Raw genomic sequence first — 18,616 nt, forward strand, 5'->3', positions numbered from 1 at the left:
ATGGGTACGTAATTACGGTTGGCCGCCCGTGGCGGTGGCCGAGGCTGATTCACAAGGAGGTCCCGGCTTGGACGTGATACTTGAAACACTCGGCACACCCGGAGCGATTGGCCTCGTTCTCGGACTGTTGGGGATAGTTTTGCTCGCCGCGATTGCCGCTCGCCTTTCGCGGGTAATTGATCTGTTGGATGAACTTGCAGAGCTCATAACATCCGGTACCCGGCATCAGGAAGACGAGGTTGGCCAGCCGAGGTAACATCTCGCTACCGGATCTCGCTTGGAAAACGGCGGTTTGCCCGGTGTGCGGCAAAACGTTTGAATACGTTTCCCGGCGATGTCCTCATACCTGTACCGGGGCCGAGTGCCGGTACAAGTTTCGCTACGGCATTGACAAAGCCTCATGGGTTGACCGCCAGTTGGGCCTCTTTGACCGGACCGGACGATGACCGTGAGCGGTCTTTTCGGTCGTTCGCGCCGCAAATCCCGAGATCGCTGTTTAGAGCCAAACGAAAGGGTAAACGATGACCAGAGTGCTGATAGTGTACTGGTCGGATTACGGCAACACCAAAAAAATGGCCGAGGCCGCTGCCAAGGGTGTCGGCACCATAGCTGACGCCGAGGCCGTGATCAAGACCACCGAGGAGGCCACTGCGATCGACGTGACCGCCGCCGATGCTCTCGTAATTGGTTCGCCGACGCATATGGGTTCGATGGACTGGCACGTGAAGAAGTTCATAGACGAGGTGTGCGGCGGCCTGTGGATGAAAGACGCGCTGTCCGGCCGGGTCGGCGGTGTGTTTGCCACCGGCAGCGGGTACGGCAGTGCCGGGGGCGGCTGCGAGATGGCTATGCTCTCCATGATAAGCAACCTGGCCGAACTGGGCCTTGTCGTCGTGCCGCTGCCCAAGCATACTCCCGGATATCCCCAGGGCGGTCTGCAATGGGGTCCCTACGGACGGTCCGCCGGGCCGAATCTGGAGCAGAAAGAACTGGCCGAGGAGCCGCTGGTGGCCGCGCGGCATCATGGCGCCAACATCGCCCGGCTGGCCGTGAAACTCGGCGAACCGGTCACCTTTGCCAGATAGGGTGGCGCGGTTTGCGAATATTCTGAAGAAAGGACAGCGGTGGCAAAACGAGTTCTCGTGATAGTGGCAAACGGTTATGAGGACATGGAAACCGTGGTGCCGGTCGACGTGCTTACGCGGGCCGATGTGGAAGTCACCATCGCCGGCCTGGAAAAAGGGCCGGTCAAGGGGGCGTACGGCAGCACGATTGTACCTGATACAACGCTGGACCGCATCGACGGCCTGTACGATGCCCTGGTACTTCCGGGCGGGGTGGACAACGCCGAGCGTCTTGCCGCCCATCCCGGGGTCGTCAAGCAGGTGCATGCTCATAACGACGCGGGCAAGCTCGTATGTGCCATATGCGCCTCACCGGCTCTTGTTCTGGCCGAGGCGGCCGGGATCCTGGACGGCCGAAAAGCCACCGGTTACCCCGACTTCAGCAACAAGCTGGCCGCATACGGAGCGGTGGTCACTGATCAGGTAGTGACGGTCGACGGCAACATCATAACCGGCATGGGTCCGGGTGCGGCCCTGCCCTTCGCCCTGGCTGTGGCCGGGTACCTGGTCGGTGCTGAAATCCCTGATGGAATGGCGCAGCGGTGGCGGATCACCTACTGACGCGGAATGATGACGACCGGGCGGGAGTTGCGGGAAGCGGCGGTACGGGACGCGCCAGGTAAAAGTCCCGACCGTTTGACCGATAAGGTCGCAGTAAACAACTTTGACGGGAATCAACAGGAGTCATGCCTCTGAAGGTCTGTATTTACGAGGACGACAGGTTTGCACAGTTCTACCCGCTTACCTTTCTGCGACCTGTGTACCTGCTGCGCGCCGGCATCGTACCGTTGTTCGAGCGCGCTCACCGGCATTTTGACGGCGCGGAGTTTTGTCTCATCGCGCGCAATTCGCTGGCCCCGCTGGTAGCGGGCCGGGTGCGCGACCTCCCGGTCAACATCGTCAAGCGGGGAGAAGGGGACGTGCTGTTTCTCAACGGCCGGGTCCGCGACTTCGGCAACCTTGCGGCGCTCATTCCGGGAACGCGGCTGTCCACCGTGTTCATCAACCGGGGTGAAACGATCGCGGTTCTGTTCAAGTCTGAATCCGTAGAGGTGTTGCCGCCGATCGTCACGCAGAAGGAGTTTGTTGACCTGTATCGAGCGCAGCGTTCCAACATGGCCGATTTTGAAACTACGGCTACCCTGTACCAGTATCCATGGAACCTGGTCGAGGACATTGAAGCCCGGCTGGAACAGGATTTCGACTTTCTCTCGTCCTCGTTCCCGCCGTCGTCGGCCGTTGTGCACGAAGGGGCGTGGCTGGTCAACAGGACGCGCATTTTCATCGGCGACCAGGCCCGGGTGATGCCGGGGGCGGTGATCGACGCCTCCAAGGGTCCCGTGTATATCGGTATGAACACGCGGGTCGAATCTCACGCCGCCGTCTACGGGCCGTGCTATATCGGTCCCAACTCGGTAGTACTGCCGGGCCGGATTACCGCCTCCTCGATCGGTCACACCTGCCGGGTCGGAGGGGAAATCGAAGAAACGGTCTTCCAGTCGTACGTGAACAAGTACCACGCCGGGTTTATCGGTCACAGCTACGTCGGTTCATGGGTGAACTTCGGTGCTATGACAACCAACTCCGACCTGAAGAACAATTACTCCAACATCACTGTCACGGTGGCGGGCGAGGCGGTCGACACCGGCTCCATCAAGGTGGGGTCGTTTATCGGTGACCACACCAAGTTCGGAATCGGTACACTGCTTAACACCGGCATCAGCATAGGGATATGCTGTAATGTTTACGGCGGCTCGCTGGTTGCGGACAGGGAGGTACCGTCCTTCTCGTGGGGCGGTCCTGACCGCTGGCGCAGGTACCGCTTTGACAAGGCCGTTGAAACGGCGCGGCGAACATGCGCGCGGCGCGATCACACCCTGGCCGAGGCTGAAATCAAGCAGTTGAAGTCCGTGTCGGACGAGGCGGTGGACACGGAGGGAATCGTGGTCTTTTGAGCGGCGAGGCGATGTCGGCCCGGGGTGCGGCCGCGCCCCGCCGGGAAGTGAAGGCCGGTGTTGACAAGCGATATCACGGTTGCTATTATCTGTCACTACCGGAGAGGCACAGATGCCTGAGTTGAGAAAAGATCCCGTCATCGGCCGCTGGGTCATCATTTCGACCGAACGCGGCCGCCGGCCCTCGTCATTCGCTTCGGTGACCAGGACGAACAACGCCGTGATGTGTCCGTTCTGCCCGGGCAATGAGAACGCCACGCCCCCGGAGGTCATGGCGTACCGCCAGCCGCACTCGGAGCCGAACGGACCGGGGTGGCGCCTGCGTGTAACCTCGAACAAGTACCCGGCCCTGGTGGTGGAGGGTGAGCTCAACCGTGAGCCGGCCGGAATGTACGACCGCATGAACGGGATCGGCGCTCACGAGGTCATCATTGAAACGCCCGTGCACGCGCGTGACATGGACGAGATGACGCCCGAAGAGGTGCGGGACGTGCTGTGGGCCTACCGGGAGCGCATGACCGATCTGGAGCGCGATATCCGCTTCAAGTACATTCTTGTTTTCAAGAACCACGGCGAAGTTGCCGGCGCCTCGCTGGAGCACTCGCACAGCCAGCTCATTGCCACGCCGATCGTGCCCAAGCGGGTGGCCGAGAAGATTGAAGGGGCCAAGTGGTATTACGGTTTCAAGGAGCGCTGTATATTCTGTGATATTATCCGCCAGGAAATCAACGACCAGGAGCGTATTGTCAAAGATTACGACGCCTTCATCACGTTTGAGCCGTTTGCGTCGCGCTTCCCGTTTGAAACCTGTATCATTCCCAAGACGCATCAGTCCAGCTACCTGGAGATGTCCGATGCTGAGTACCTGACGCTGGCCGAGTGTCTGCGCGACACGCTGCGGCGGCTCAAGCTGGCCCTGCACAACCCGCCGTTTAATTTCATTCTGCATACGCGCCCGACGTCGCAAGAATATCACGAGTTCTTTCACTGGCATTTCGAACTGATTCCAAAGCTGACCAAGGTAGCCGGTTTTGAATGGGGATCCGGTTTCTACATCAATCCCACGCTTCCCGAGGAGGCCGCCGAGTTCCTGCGCAATATCGACACCAGCGGGCAGGCCCGGCTACAGCGGTCGAAGTTGTCAGGTGATGGCGGCTAAACGCAGGATCCTTCTTGTCTCGTCGGAAGTCGCGCCGTTCGCGCGAACCGGCGGGCTGGGTGACGTGCTCGGGGCGCTGCCCCAGGCGCTTGCCAGACTGGGCCACGAGGTCAAAGTCTGCCTGCCGCGGTACGGCACGATGGATCCCGGCACGCGGCAGCTCCGGCCGCTTGACTGGACAACCACGATTTCCTTCGAGGGACGCCAGGTCAGGGCAGGCGCCGAGAGCTATCGCGATGCCCGGACCGGTCCGGAATACTTCTTCATCCGCGACGATCACTACTTCAACCGATCGGAACTCTACCGTAATCCTCGGACGGGCAAGGACTACGCCGACAACGACGAACGGTTTGCGTACTTCAACCGAGCCACGCTCGAACTGGTCAGACATCTGGAATTCAGACCGGATATCATTCACGTGCATGACTGGCAGGCGGCCCTGATACCTGCTTATCTGAAGACAGTCTATGCCCGTGACCCGATCCTCGGCGGCGTACGGACCGTACTCACCGTTCATAACCTCGGTTACCAGGGGACGTTTGCCAGCGAGCGGTTCCCGTTGCTGGGTTTGCCTGAGGAGTACAACTATGCGGTCACCGGCCCGTTCGAGTTCTTCGGCAAACTGAACTTTCTCAAGGCCGGTATCGTGCTTGCGGATGCCGTCACCACGGTGTCACCGCGCTACGCGGCGGAGATCCGGTCCTCGGCGGAGTTCGGTCGGGGTCTCGAGGGTGTGCTGAAGGAGCGGAGTGAAGTCCTTCACGGCATACTCAACGGCGTCGACTTGACTATCTGGTCACCGTCACGCGACAAGAAGATCCCGCACCGGTACGGTATCAGCAACCTCTCCGGCAAGCGTATGACCAGGGTGGAGTTGCTGGGCAGGGCGCAGCTTCCCGTGCGGGACAGGACGCCGTTGATCGGTATGATTTCCCGCCTGGCGGACCAGAAGGGATGGGACCTGATAGCCGATACCGCCGAGCGGCTTTTTGCCATGGATTTACAGATGATCGTGCTCGGAACCGGGGATGAGAAATACCACCGGCTGCTCGCAAAGCTGGAGCAGAAGTACCCGGACAAGCTGAAGGCGTATCTGAGGTTCGATGATACCCTGGCCCACTGGATAGAGGCCGGGGCTGATATGTTCCTGATGCCGTCACGCTACGAACCCTGCGGGCTTAACCAGATGTACTCCCTGCGCTACGGGACGGTGCCGGTGGTCCGCGCCGTCGGCGGTCTGGCCGATACGGTGGCGGACTATGACCCGAAAACGGGCGAGGGAACCGGGTTCGTGTTCCGGGACTACAGTGCGGAGGCGTTTTTGGAGGCGGTCCGGCGTGCCCTTACGCTGTTCACCGGTCGCCGCGTCTGGATGAAGCTCATGAAGGCCGGCATGCGCCAGGATTTCTCATGGCAGCGCTCGGCCGTAAAATACGCCGAGCTTTTTGAAGAGGTGATCAGTCGGGGACCGGCAAACAGGGCGGTGCCTTGAAAAAACACCTGATAGTACTGCTGTTGCTCGCGCCCGCGCTTGCGGTCTACGCCGGGTTTGCCTACCACTTCGATTTCTACCAGGACGACGCCTACATCTCCTACCGGTACGTAGCCAACTACGTGAACGGTGATGGTCTCGTCTACAATGTGGGCGAGCACGTTGAAGGCTACACGAATTTCGGCTGGGTCGCCTACCTCCTTCTGTGGGGTGCGATGGGGGCGGATTACCTGCTCGTCTCGAAGATCACCGGGTTTCTGCTCGGCTGGGGGATCATACTCGTCGGCTACCTGACGGCGCGCCTGGTCTTCGGTGAGCGACAGCGATGGTTTGCCGTTGGCGCAGCATACCTGGTCGGGCTGAACCAGTCGCTGGCCTACTGGTCACCGGCGGGTCTGGAAACCGCGGCTTTCGCCTTCTGCGCCGTGTTGTCGCTGTACCTGTACCTGAAGCAGAGTTGGCTGCTGACAGCTTCCCTTGCGTACGCGGTGCTGCTGCGGCCCGAGGGCGCGATGCTGGCCGGGCTGCTCATCCTGATTGAGTTCGTACAGCTGAAGAAGCTGCCGTTGTACACGATTGTCTCGTCGGGTATCGCGCTGCTGCTGCTGGTGCCGTACGTCGCTTTCAAACTGCTCTATTACGGTTCGATCTTGCCCAACCCGTTTTACGCCAAGACGAGCTTCGATTTCACGCAGCTCTCGAACGGACTGGAATATACCGGAAGATTTCTGTCCCACTACGGGTTTTACGGGGTCAGTCTGGCCGTGCCGCTGATCTTCTGGCGCCGGCTGCACGCCGAGGCGAAAGCGGTATGGTTGTACACCGTCATATACAGCGCGTACGTCGTGCTCATCGGCGGTGATGTGCTCAAAGTGCACCGTTTCTTCCTGCCGGTGACAGGCACGGTGGCCGTACTGACCTTGCTCCCGGTGGCGTTGGTGACGCATCGCCTGCGCGGACGCAACCGCCGCGTCGTCCTGTGCCTCGTGATGGTCCCGCTGCTTGCCCTTACATACTGGCTGCCGCGAGGATTCGTCGAGTACTACAATTTTCAGGAGAAGGCGTTTACGGCCAAGATGCAGTATAAGGCTCGTGAAATGAAAAAGGCCGATGCCACGAACTTCTCCGTGGCGCTCGGAACGATCGGGATATTCGGCTATGAATTGATCGGGCATCAGATCATCGACATGCTCGGATTGACCGATTCGACGATTGCCCGCTATTCCGAGAAGCCGATCGAGGGCATGCAGACTACGTGGAAAGAGCAAAAGCACAACTCCCGCTATCTGCTCGAGCGAGCGCCGGACTATATCATATTCTCGACCGGGATCAAGCCGTCCGCGCCTGCTGAAAAAGCGCTCCTGCTGTACTCTCAGTTTCTTTCGTCGTATCGGACGGTTGCCTGGTACTACCAGAATCCGGAAGTCTCTTCCAGAGGCATCATGTCGAGCGCATTCAAACGGGTCCGGCCCGTTGAAGGCGAGATCGTACCGACCTATCCACTGGAGTACGTCGAGAACTTCAAGCTGGGGCTGGAGGCGCACGTACGCGGCGACCAGCGGGCAGCCCTCCGGTATTACGACCGGGCGCTCCAGGTGTCGCCGGAGCCGTACAACACGAATCTGCTTTATCAGAAAGCGTTCAGCCTCCTGGTACTGCGCCAGGACAACCTGGTGGAGCCAATCCTGAACTCGATCCTGCAACAGGATTCTCTGGTCTACGAAGCGCACCGCGAGCTGTACCTCTTTTCGATCTCCAGAGGGGACACGCGCCGGGCCGTCATACACCGTCGCTGGCTGCAGAAGCTTGTCCCCTGGTACCTGCCGCGCCTGGATTCCATTGCGGCGCAGTCGCTTGGGCGTCCCGTCCGTCGCCCGTGAAATGATACTATGGGGTTGACAAAGTCACCGGCCGATATATATTTCAGACGTGTTGCCATGGCAGCATCTTTACAAGCGGGAATAGCTCAGTTGGTAGAGCACCACCTTGCCAAGGTGGCTGTCGCGAGTTCGAGTCTCGTTTCCCGCTTTTTTATTAGGCGGCATAGCCAAGTGGTAAGGCAGAGGTCTGCAAAACCTTTATTCCCCGGTTCGAATCCGGGTGCCGCCTTTTCTTGATGCCCCCGGCGCCTGAGCGATCTTCCCTCCCGCCGTAACTTGTTGTGTCTTCCTGTATTCGGCTGTATCAGGGCTTGCTGACGAATGTCTGTGATCGTCAGTCTGACCGTGCTATATACTGGCACGGCCAAAACTACTTGACAGAATATGGGCTAAGACGTATATTTTTATCAGACGATGAGTTCTCGCCAGCATGGTCGGTTGCTGCCCCCGTGAGCGGATCGGCGGCAGGTATTGCCAGCGTAAGAGGATGGTATTAGGTATAGGTCCGCGCGCAGACTCCGTATTCAGGAATCTCGCACCCTCTTACCTCATCATCGCTATGGGCGCAGTCACGCAGAGATCATTGTCATTTCGAATTCTTGCGTTCGCCCGGGTCCGGGTGCCTCAAGTGAATTATTCCGGACCTGTCTGACCGGCCGCTGCGACCGGGCACCGAACAGAAACAACTTGGAGATAACAGTCGGATTCCTCAGCCAGGCCATATCGGGCCGGCTCAACCATCGCCGGCCTCAAGATTGCCGGGGGTCGTTGTGGAGAAACCGGAAGACTTGCAGGCTCCGTGGCCTGCAGGAGGAGGAAGTCATGTTTCAAAAGGGCCTCGCGGTAGTAACCGCGACAGTGCTGTTCTGCTTGCTGACGTCGCCGACATCGGCCGTAACACCGCCGGTCAAGGGAGTCCAATTCCCTCAGCACGTCATTGAAGCCCAGAAAGTGATTTCAGAGACGTATGGTGTGTCCAGCATCGCGACCCGCCTGCGCGAGATCAAACGGGAAAAGGAGCTGGCCGCAGAAACCGACGCCGTGTATCGCCCGGCGACGGTGACGTTTAACATTCCGGTCGTGATGGGGTCGTACTCCAACAACGCCCATATTTTCACGGCCGGACAGTTTTGGGAGCAACTGTTCGGCTTCAATCCGACCGGGAGTATGGCCGACTACTTCGATGAAGTTTCGTACGGTGAGTTCAACGTGACGGGTACCGTCTACGGGCCATTCACGGCAGCCCAGACACAGGCGTATTACGTGCAGGACGATAACGGCTTCGGCGTCGATTTTCCCACCAATGCCTCCGGGTTCATTTACAGCATCCTGGGCGTCGGCGACCCTACCATTGATTTCTCCCAGTATGATAACGACGGTCCCGACGGCATACCCAACTCCGGCGACGACGACGGCTTTGTGGACGCGCTGATTGTGATCTTCCCCGACGGCGACGCCGCGGCCGGTGACAACGACAACCTGTGGGCACACAAGTGGAATCTTCAATATGGAGCGGGGGCTCCCTATACGACCAACGACGCGCGCTACGGCGGCGGCAATATCGAAATCGATCTCTACACTATCCAGGGAGGGGAGAAGGGTGCCGGGACGCTCAACCAGATCCGGCCGATCGGCACTTTTTGCCACGAGTTCGGCCACGTGCTGGGATTGCCGGACCTGTACGACTCTGACAACAGTTCGTACGGCGTGGGCACGTACTGCCTGATGGGTTCCGGAAACTGGGGGGTAGACTGGAGTGTGGACACCGAGCACCACCCCACGCACCCGAGCGCCTGGTGCAAGGTCGACATGGGCTGGGTCATACCCAAGACCGTCATCCACACCTGGGTGCGGGATATTCCGCCCGTCGAGACCGACCCCATGGTCTACCGGCTTTGGGAGGACGCTTACCAGGGTACGCGGTACTTCCTGCTGGAAAACCGTACCCAAACCGGTTTTGACGTGGACTTTGCCGGCGAAGGTGTGCTGATCTGGCACGTTAACGAGGACGTCTGCTACGACAACTCGGTAGACAACTTCCGGCTGGTCGACCTCGAGGAAGCCGACGGCCTTGACCAGATCGACCACAAGACCAGCTACATGGACGCGGGCGACTTCTACCCGGGCTCAACCAACAACACCGAGTTCTCCGACGTTACCTACCCCAGCGCCAAGGACGTCTTCGGCGAGTTTACCGCCGCCGTGGCGACGAACTTCGCCTACGGTGCCGGGTCCGACGTGTCGGTTACGCTGACCCAGCGCAGCCTGTACGGGTATACGCTGGCCTATCACCACCACAGCAATATGCGAAGCTGGGGGTCCGCCAGCCCGCAGGTCATGTACGGCGCGGTGCGTTTTACGTCATTCACGGACGGTCTGGTGACGTCGGTGCAACTCGGGGCGCATGAAGGCACGCCGGTCGGATACAGCGTGCGGATTTTCGACGACATAGTGTCGGGTTCACCGAGCGGCCTGAACTCGACGACGACGGGCACGTTCCCCAACTATCCGAACGACCGGTATCATGAAATCACGCTGTCGTCACCGCTGACCGTTACGACGGGTCAGACCTTCCTGGTTGACGGCGCCTGGGGACCGGACGATTACGCCATACCGTATACTTACCGCGAGCCGGTGTCCGGTCAGTCGTTCTTCTCTGGCGACGGCTCGAGTTACTCCAACTGGACGGACAAGGATGTGCTCGTTCGTGCCCGCGTTCAGTTTGCCAGCGGCATGGCGCCTGAGATCCTGACGGTTACCCCGGCGCAAAACGAACTGAACGTCGTACCTTACACCAACATCTGGGTCAGGTTCAACGCCGACATGGACGAATCCACTTTCACCAACTCGACCTTCGTGGTGCACGGCGATCAGACCGGTCTGCATCCGGGCACGTTTGGCTATAACTCCCTGACCCATACGGTCACCTTCAATCCCTCGGTCGATTTTGCCGACGGCGAAGAGGTGTCGGTCGTGCTGACCACCGGTATCGAGTCGGCCGTGGGGATGCCGCTGGACAGCAGTTACGCCTGGTCATTCAGGGTTGCGGTGGTGGACGGCTTTGCCACTTTTGTCACGGATTCGGCGTACTCGCTCGGTCCGCACATGGCCGTCGTCCCGCAGCACGTCGCGGCGGCGGACCTCGACGGTGACGGCGACATGGACCTCGCGACGTGCAACGCAACGGACACGGTTTCGGTGCTGTTAAACGACGGGACGGGGACTTTCGGGCCGCACGCGAATTACTACGCCGGCCAGGACCCAACCGGGATCACGGTGGCTGACCTGGACGCCGACGGGGACCTCGACATAGCCGTCCCCCGGCAAAGGGACAGCGTGTCGGTGCTGCTGAACAACAGTGACGGCACCTTTGCGCCGGTCGCTTCCTACCCGACGGCCGCATGGGGCGTCTGTATCGCCCATGGTGATATCGACGGGGACGGAGATATAGACCTCGTGACGGGAGACCACAGTACAGATGAGGTTCGAGTCTCGCTGAACAACGGTGACGGCACGTTCGCCTTCGGCTACCCGGTGCAGGTGGGTCTGCGTCCGGACGGCGTGACGGTGGCCGACCTGGACAACGACGGTAATCTGGATATCGCCACGGCCAATACTGATGACAACGACGTCACTGTCCAGTGGAACTGGGGCGGTGGGCTGTTCAGCTACCCCATGGACTACCCGGTCGATGACCGACCGGTGGCCGTCACGACCGGTGATTTCAACGCCGACGGTCTGGCTGACCTCGCCGTTGCCTGCCTGTGGTCCTGGACCGTCTCGGTGCTGATAAACCAGGGCGACAGCATGTTCGCGGTGCACGTGGATTACCCGGTCAGCGAAATGCCGTGGTCAGTGACCGCGGCCGACGTTGACGGTGACGGAGACCTCGACCTCACCGCCTCCTGCCCGAATACGGAAGATATATCCGTACTTCTCAATAACGGAGACGGTACTTTTGCACCCTATGTGGCCTATCCGGTTCAGTCAGAGGGGCCGATGTGCGTAGATCCCGCCGATCTCGACGGCGACGGGGACATGGACCTGGCGGTGGCCTGCCAAATGTCGAGTGACATCGTAGTCATGTTCAACCAGTACGCGGCGGTGCCGCACGTTGTGAGCGCTACGCCGGCGCAGAATGCGCTCAATATCGGTCTCGACTCGTCGATTACGATCCGCTTTGACATGGACATGGACTGGTTGGACATGAGCGATGCCAACATCACGCTAAACGGCTCGTGCAGCGGCCCGCACGAGTGGAGCAGATCATTCTACCAGCCGGACCTCACCGTGACCCTGGACCCCGTGATCGACTTCGACCACGGCGAACAGGTGACGGTCGTCGTGACCCGCAAGGTTCATTCCTCCCTCGGGATTCCGCTGGCAGATGCCTATGCGTGGACGTTCACCGCGGTCGTCGACAGCAGTGACGGTATGTTTGACCTTGATTCGACGTATGCCATTACCGGGTACGAGATTGGTTGCGTATATGCAGCCGACTTCAACGGTGATACATATCCTGACCTGGCCGTTACCCATCGTTCCTACCGCTATGCCGTAGTGGCACTGAACAACGGTGACGGCACGTACGGGCCCCCGGTGGCCTACGATGTCGGCAAAAATCCGTATTCGGTGATCGCCGCAGACTTCGACGGCGACGGAGATATCGATGTGGCCACAGCCGAGGACGGTGGCACCGGCGTCTCGGTTCTAAAAAACAACGGTGACGGCACCTTCGGCTCGCTGCAGATCTACCCCGTAGGGGCGTGGAAACTCTGTGCGGCTGACTTGGACGGCGACGGGGACCATGACATCGCAGCCGCGGGGCCGTGGGACAGCCTTTCAGTGCTGTTCAATGACGGCACCGGAGCTTTTGCATATACGCGTACGTTTCCCATAAGTCCGGCCGGCACGTATCCCTGGGCCGTCTGTTCGGCGGACCTTGATAATGACGGAGACTTTGACCTGGCGGCGTCCACCACCAATGGCTGGTTCGTTGCGCTGCTTAACGCAGGGGACGGCACGTTTTCGCAGCACGATGCGAACTGGATGGGGGATGATCCCGATCACATTATAGCTGCGGACCTTGATGGTGACGGCGATCAGGACCTGGCCACTGCCCACATGACTACAGACGGAGCGGTGGTGGTCCGTGCCAACAACGGTGACGGCACGTTCGGCGCCCTCTATACTTACCCGGTCGGTCCCAATGTGTTCTCACTTGTCGCTGGTGACTTGAACGGCGATGGTCACCTTGACCTGGCGGCCACGCCCTTTGGCGCCGCTGCCGCCTCGGTTCTTCTGAACAACGGTGACGGAACCTTTGCGGAACCATCAGCCTACACGTGCGGTGACGATGCCTGGTTTCTCTGCGCCGCGGACGTAGACAATGACGGCGCAGTGGATCTTGTCACTGTGAGCGACAGTAAATTCGCCGTCCTTATCAACCGTTGCTGCATGGGTCTGACGGGCAACGTTGACGGCAGCGAGGCCGAGGACCCGGATATCGGCGACCTTACGGCCCTGATCGACTACCTGTTCATCTCCCAGCAGGAGCCGGACTGTCCGGAAGAAGGGAACATCGACGGCGATGCGAACGGCACGGTCGACATCGGCGATCTGACGGCGCTGATCAGGTACCTGTTTATCGACGCGACTGCCATTCCGGCACCGTGTCAATAGGATAACCGCACCACCGTCATTGGTGGTACGGGTTAGTGAGTTGTAACGCCACCCTCGAGGTTTCGGGGGTGGCGTATTGTGTTCGGTGTCAGGGATTTGCGAATCTCCTTGACACAATTGTGGGGGGGGGTATTTTGTGAGTGTTAGGGGAACTACCTGCACACCTTCGATTCTGCCCGTCTCACGCAGGCAACGAGTTGACGGGAGGCTGCGATGAGAGCGCTCTGTTCACTTTTAACAATCTTTATAATCCCGCTGGTGGCACTGTCACTTCAGGCCCAGGAGCACCGCGTCTTTCTGGACGAAGTGTATGGCCTTAAAGATGATACCACCATCAGGTCCGACGCCCCGGTCGCATTCTGGATCGGCATGGCCAACAGTGAATGTACGTACAACTTTGTCAGCGGCTTTCGTATCTGGTCGCCTGACGGTGCCGAGTGGGGCTATCCGTATGTTGATTCCATCTTCGACACCACGCTCAATTTGATTTCGTTGGACCCAGTGGTGTATGAAACTATCATGGACACCTTCGTCACGCATGCTCTGGTCTATCCGCCGTTTCTGGACACGGGGGTCAGCTTCAGTAAGTTCTTCGTCAATGAGTACGGTCTGGACGGAATCGGCGCCGACACTGTTTCTTTTGCCTGCGTTGGCCTGGTAATTGGGGACGGCATCCAGCCGGGTTATGACGGGCCGGCGTTTGAGATTCCGATTCAGCCCCGCTCTGTGGATGTGGGCAAGACGATCTGCCTGGACTCGAGTTGGACGCCTCCCGGGGGAGTATGGAAATGGGCTTCCACTGATCCCCATTGTAGCACTGGACACGATCTCATTCCGGATTGGGACGGGCCGCACTGTTTTGTGATCGGTGACTGCTCGGTGACGGCCGAGCAGCCGGACAGCGACGGTGACGGTGTCCCGGACGTCTGCGACTTCTGCGCCGGGTATGATGATTTCGAGGACTATGACGGAGACATGATACCGTACGGTTGCGACGATTGGGATGTCCCCGACTACCCTGACGGCTGGAGCGCTGTCTGCCGGGTGACGCTGGATGCACCGGAGCTGGTGATGGACGAAGAAAGGGCTATCGTGGCGGAACGCCCCGTGTCCATCAAGGTGCGCTTCACGAACGAGAGTGTCGCAGGATTCGATCGAATCGCCAACGGTTTTCGAATCTGGTCACCTATCGGCGCAGAGTGGACCTACCCTGAAGCGGATACAGTATTCGATACGATTATCAGTCTTATTGATCCCGGACCGCCGATCGTGCTTGATACGGCAGTCGACACTCTTCTGAACGCCCGGGTGGATCCGGCGTTCGCCGCGCTCTTTGGCGGTTTTCACTACGATGAGCGCAGTCTTGACGGGATTGGTGCCGACACGATCTGGATGGCGGGGAACTCGGTATCTGTCAATGACGGCATTTCGCCCGGATTCGACCGCCCTGTCTACGAATTCATCATCCAGGCACGGATGCAGGATACGGGACGGTACATCTGTATTGACTCGAGTTGGTGGCCGCTGGCCGGTACATGGAAGTGGTTCACCCAGTACGTGGGTGTGCCGGACGTGGCTCCGGGCTGGGGTGGTGCGCACTGTTTCCGGATCGTGCCGACGTGTTGCCTCGGGCAGATGCGCGGGAACGTCGATTACGACGCCGACGATGTGGTCGACATTGCTGACCTGACGGCGCTGATTGACTACCTGTTCATTAGCTACACGGAGCCGGTTTGCTGGCAGGAGGCGGACGTGGACGGCGACCCGGACGGGTACATTGACATCGGTGACCTGACGCTCCTGGTGCGGTACCTGTTCCGGCACGAGGAGCCGCCCGTGCCGTGTGAGTAGGGCGGCAGTATGACTGCGCCCGGCGGTGCCGGTAAGTGAGTTGTGACGCCACCCTCGAGATTTCGGGGGTGGCGTATTGTCTCGCGTGACAGGGACTTATGAAAGTCCTTGACACAATTGTAGGGGGGGGGTATTTTGTGAGTGTAGGGGAACTACCTGCACACCTTCGATTCTGCCCGTCTCACGCAGGCAACGAGTTGACGGGAGGCTGCGATGAGAGCGCTCTGTTTACTTCTGATAATCCCGCTGGTGGCACTATCACTTCAGGCCCAAGAGCACATGGTTTATCTGGATAAGGTGTACGGCCTTTATATGGGCTTCGACAGCACCATCAGGTCCGATGCGCCGGTCACATTCTGGATCGGCATGGCCAACAGTGCATTTACGTACAACGTTGTCAACGGCTTTCGTATCTGGTCGCCGGACGGAGCGGAGTGGGGCTATCCGTATGTTGATTCTATTATCGATACCACTGTAAGGCTGATCGATCTGGGGCCGCCGCTGATTCTTGATACGACTATCGATACAATCACCCAGCATGTTCTGGTCTACCCGCCGTTCCTGGACACCGCGGTTGAGTTCAATGCTTTCTACGTCAGAGAATACGGTCTGGACGGGATCGGCGCCGACACTGTTTCTTTTGCCTTTGTCGGTAATACACCTGGGGGCGGCATCCAGCCCGGCTATGATGGGCTGGCGTTCGAGATCCCCATTCGGCCCCGCTCGGTCGATGTGGGTAGGACGATCTGCCTGGACTCGAGTTGGTTTTCACCGGGCGGAACGTGGAAGTGGGCGTGCACTACGCCCAGCTTGCCGGATGTCATCCCGGATTGGGACGGGCCGCACTGTTTCACCATTGGGGACGGCTGCTGTTTTGGGGTGAGTAGTGGGAATGTTGATGACGGTCCTGTGGATGTGGTCGACATTGGCGACCTCACGGCGCTTATCGACTACCTGTTCATCTCCCAGCAGGAGCCGGCCTGTCTCGAAGAAGCGAACGTCGACGGCGATGCGAACGGCACGGTGGACATCGGCGACCTGACGGCGCTGATCAGATACCTGTTCATCGACGCAACTGACCACCTGGCGCCGTGTCGGTAGAGCATCGGCCGGAGATAACAAAGCCTACAATTTAGTACGTATTTGCCTGCCCGGCAGCAGGTTAGGGCAAACCTAAGCCGATATTTTCCTGAACAATTTGCTTGTCGCCCCGTAGAACTTGTGTATATTTGCCGGGAAATTTTGATAACTGAGCACAAGTGACATTTTGTCTGGAGGTTCTCTGCCATGGCCATGAAAGTAACTGATGAGTGCACCGCTTGCGGACTATGCCTGCCGGAATGTCCGACCGAGTCAATCACCGAGGGCGACATCTACGAGATCAACCCTGAGACCTGCAACGAGTGCGAGGATCAGGACGACGGACCGCAGTGTGTGTCGGTATGCCCGGTGGATTGCATCGAAAAAGCGTAAGCTCTGCTGTTGATTATTCCGCCGCCCGCTCAAAGCCGGGCGGCTTTTTTTTGCACGTTTTGACCGGGATGTCAGTCGAGAATAAGACAGAAAAAATAAGAGGGCGCTACTCTGGTCGGGTAGAGGGGGCTAGGAAACTACCCAGGGACAGCAGAGAGTCACCCTCGTCACTTATAAAATTACCTACAGCTTCAGTCTTGTCAAGCCCTTTTTGCCAAAACTTTTCCCGCTTTCTGCCGGCCCGGCGGGCCCCCTGGGTCTGCCGCCGTCAGTACCGGACAATCTTCACGGGAAGAGTCATCCGGACCGGCTCGTAATCGCCTCCCAGCTCGACCGTCACGCGGAAATTCGACTCGTAAGTGCCCTTTTGCAGTCCGTCCCTGGGGGTCACCTCCAGTTCCAGGCTCTTCCCCTTGCCCGCTTCTGCCTGCACGACGCGGATTTGCACGAGATCGTCATGCTGCTCCATTTCCGATAGTTTGATCCGCTCCAGGACCGGATTGGAGATGGTCAGCGTTCTCGAGGCGTGGCTGGGCAGAAAAAACACGCTTATCGGGTCAGGCTTGATTCCCATAAGCCACTGGCCGACCATGGACAGGTAAAAATACTCCAGTTTCGGCGAGACCGGGTTATCGGTATACACCTGCATGGCCTTGCTTGTCTTGCCATAGTAGTTCTTGGAGTGAAAGCGCAGGGTGATCCGGCCGGTATCGCCCGGCATTATGGTTGAATCCGGCACCCAGACACGTGAGCACTCACAGTCGGCTATGACTGAATCGAGCTTTACCGGTGCGTCGCTGAGGTTGACCAGCATAAAGTCGTGGTAGACGTAGAAGTCAATCCCGATTTCACCGAAATCGTATATCCGATCCACCTGCTGCACGCCGCCTCCGCCGGAAGGCGGCGGGGGAGAGGCGGTGGCGAGGGTAACGGTCAGGGCAAAGGTGACCAGTGTTGTCATTTTCTTCATAGTTTGGCAGCATCCTCCGGCGCGGGCAGGTAGCCGTGTTCCCGCATCCAACTGTCATTGTAGCACTTACTCAAATACCGTATGCCGGCATCACCGAAGATGCCGACGATGAATGCATTCGGTCCCGGATCGGCCGCCACCCTCTCCATGGCCACCGCCACGGCTCCCGAGGAGCCGCCGCCGGAGATCCCCTCCGTCCGGGCAATCAGGCGCGCCCGGTTGAAGGAATCCTTGTCCGATACGGTAATTACCTGGTCGACCAGTTCGGGGTGCAGCGCCTCCGTGATGACGTCCGTGCCGATCCCTTCGACCATGTAGTTGTACCCGGCCGTCAGCTTCTTTTCTCGAATATAATCCGCAAAAATCGAGCCCTCGGGATCGACCGCAATCGCCCTGATCTCCGGATTGCGCTCCTTGAGATACCGGACCGTCCCGGAAAAGGTTCCGCCGGTGCCGATTCCTGTGACGAAGTGCGTAATCTTGCCGTCGGTGTCTTCCCATATCTCCGGGCCGGTGGTAAGGTAGTGGGATTCAACGTTGTCCTGGCTGTTGTACTGGTCGATATCGAAGTAGCCGTGCTTGCGGGCCAGCTCCCGGGCCATCAGGTAACAGCCCTCGGGATCATCGTGCGCCGCCTCGGTGGGGGTGATGATTACCTCGGCGCCGAAAGACCTGATAAGGTCAACCTTCTCCTGGCTGGTCTTCTCCGGCGTCACGAGCACCGACTTTAGACCGAGCACCGAGGCCACCATGGCGACCGCGGAGCCGGTGTTGCCCGAGGTGTTGTCAATGACCGTGTCTCCGGGTCTGATCTCGCCGCTGTCCATGGCCTTGCGAAGGATGTGAAAGGCCATCCGGTCTTTGAGCGACCCCGTCGGACTGAGGAACTCCAGCTTGACACAGGCCGTAACTCCGGTTTTCGGAATGCCGGTGCGAAGCCGCACCAGCGGCGTTCGGCCGATGAGATCAAGGACGTTGTCTGCAACCCGCATGGTAACTCCTCAGGATTGTCATAGGTTATACAAGCGGC

At 59.2% G+C, this 18,616-nt stretch carries 13 protein-coding genes and 2 tRNA genes; 13 read left to right on the plus strand and 2 right to left on the minus strand.

From position 1 onward, the window contains the following. Positions 1–67: 67 nt before the first annotated feature. The 13 genes from VMY05_04215 to VMY05_04275 all read left to right on the plus strand — a co-directional run bounded on the left by VMY05_04215 (position 68) and on the right by VMY05_04275 (position 16,616). Positions 68–256 (plus strand): hypothetical protein, encoded by a 189-nt coding sequence (locus tag VMY05_04215; protein ID HUV30284.1) that lies wholly within the window; start codon positions 68–70, stop codon positions 254–256. A 265-nt stretch (positions 257–521) separates the two neighbouring features. Continuing rightward, complete coding sequence (locus tag VMY05_04220) at positions 522–1,085, plus strand: flavodoxin domain-containing protein (protein ID HUV30285.1); 564 nt, start codon at positions 522–524, stop codon at positions 1,083–1,085. Between the two features lie 39 nt (positions 1,086–1,124). After that, entirely contained in the window at positions 1,125–1,685 is a 561-nt protein-coding gene (locus VMY05_04225; GenBank protein HUV30286.1) for a DJ-1 family glyoxalase III, read from the plus strand. A 125-nt stretch (positions 1,686–1,810) separates the two neighbouring features. Then, entirely contained in the window at positions 1,811–3,079 is a 1,269-nt protein-coding gene (locus tag VMY05_04230) for a putative sugar nucleotidyl transferase (protein ID HUV30287.1), read from the plus strand. 112 nt (positions 3,080–3,191) lie between these two features. Beyond that, positions 3,192–4,238 (plus strand): galactose-1-phosphate uridylyltransferase, encoded by a 1,047-nt coding sequence (gene galT, locus VMY05_04235; GenBank protein HUV30288.1) that lies wholly within the window; start codon positions 3,192–3,194, stop codon positions 4,236–4,238. Further along, complete coding sequence (gene glgA / locus VMY05_04240) at positions 4,228–5,730, plus strand: glycogen synthase GlgA (protein HUV30289.1); 1,503 nt, start codon at positions 4,228–4,230, stop codon at positions 5,728–5,730. Before galT ends, glgA begins: the two co-directional genes overlap by 11 nt. Beyond that, positions 5,727–7,610, plus strand: a complete 1,884-nt coding sequence (locus tag VMY05_04245) for a hypothetical protein (GenBank protein ID HUV30290.1) — start codon at positions 5,727–5,729, stop codon at positions 7,608–7,610. The genes glgA and VMY05_04245 overlap by 4 nt, the downstream gene beginning before the upstream one ends. A gap of 75 nt (positions 7,611–7,685) precedes the next feature. Next, positions 7,686–7,758 (plus strand) — tRNA-Gly (locus VMY05_04250). Between the two features lie 9 nt (positions 7,759–7,767). Then, positions 7,768–7,839 (plus strand) — tRNA-Cys (locus VMY05_04255). A 593-nt stretch (positions 7,840–8,432) separates the two neighbouring features. Further along, the gene (locus VMY05_04260; GenBank protein HUV30291.1) at positions 8,433–13,292 is read left to right on the plus strand and encodes an FG-GAP-like repeat-containing protein; all 4,860 of its coding nucleotides are present in this window, start codon (positions 8,433–8,435) and stop codon (positions 13,290–13,292) included. 213 nt (positions 13,293–13,505) lie between these two features. Continuing rightward, positions 13,506–15,143 carry a hypothetical protein gene (locus VMY05_04265; protein HUV30292.1) on the plus strand — a complete coding sequence of 546 codons (1,638 nt, stop codon included), beginning with the start codon at positions 13,506–13,508 and terminating at the stop codon, positions 15,141–15,143. 213 nt (positions 15,144–15,356) lie between these two features. Then, complete coding sequence (locus tag VMY05_04270; GenBank protein ID HUV30293.1) at positions 15,357–16,244, plus strand: hypothetical protein; 888 nt, start codon at positions 15,357–15,359, stop codon at positions 16,242–16,244. 186 nt (positions 16,245–16,430) lie between these two features. After that, complete coding sequence (locus VMY05_04275) at positions 16,431–16,616, plus strand: 4Fe-4S binding protein (GenBank protein ID HUV30294.1); 186 nt, start codon at positions 16,431–16,433, stop codon at positions 16,614–16,616. 268 nt (positions 16,617–16,884) lie between these two features. On the opposite strand, the gene VMY05_04280 is transcribed toward VMY05_04275, so the two are convergent. Together VMY05_04280 and VMY05_04285 are read right to left on the minus strand one after the other, a co-directional pair. Further along, positions 16,885–17,586 carry a DUF1573 domain-containing protein gene (locus VMY05_04280; GenBank protein ID HUV30295.1) on the minus strand — a complete coding sequence of 234 codons (702 nt, stop codon included), beginning with the start codon at positions 17,584–17,586 and terminating at the stop codon, positions 16,885–16,887. Then, positions 17,583–18,578: a cysteine synthase family protein gene (locus tag VMY05_04285; protein HUV30296.1), complete on the minus strand. Its 996-nt coding sequence runs from the start codon at positions 18,576–18,578 to the stop codon at positions 17,583–17,585. The genes VMY05_04280 and VMY05_04285 overlap by 4 nt, the downstream gene beginning before the upstream one ends. Positions 18,579–18,616 lie beyond the last annotated feature (38 nt).

The sequence above is a fragment of the Acidobacteriota bacterium genome (assembly GCA_035529075.1).
In the GTDB taxonomy this organism is placed as follows: domain Bacteria; phylum Zixibacteria; class MSB-5A5; order GN15; family FEB-12; genus DATKXK01.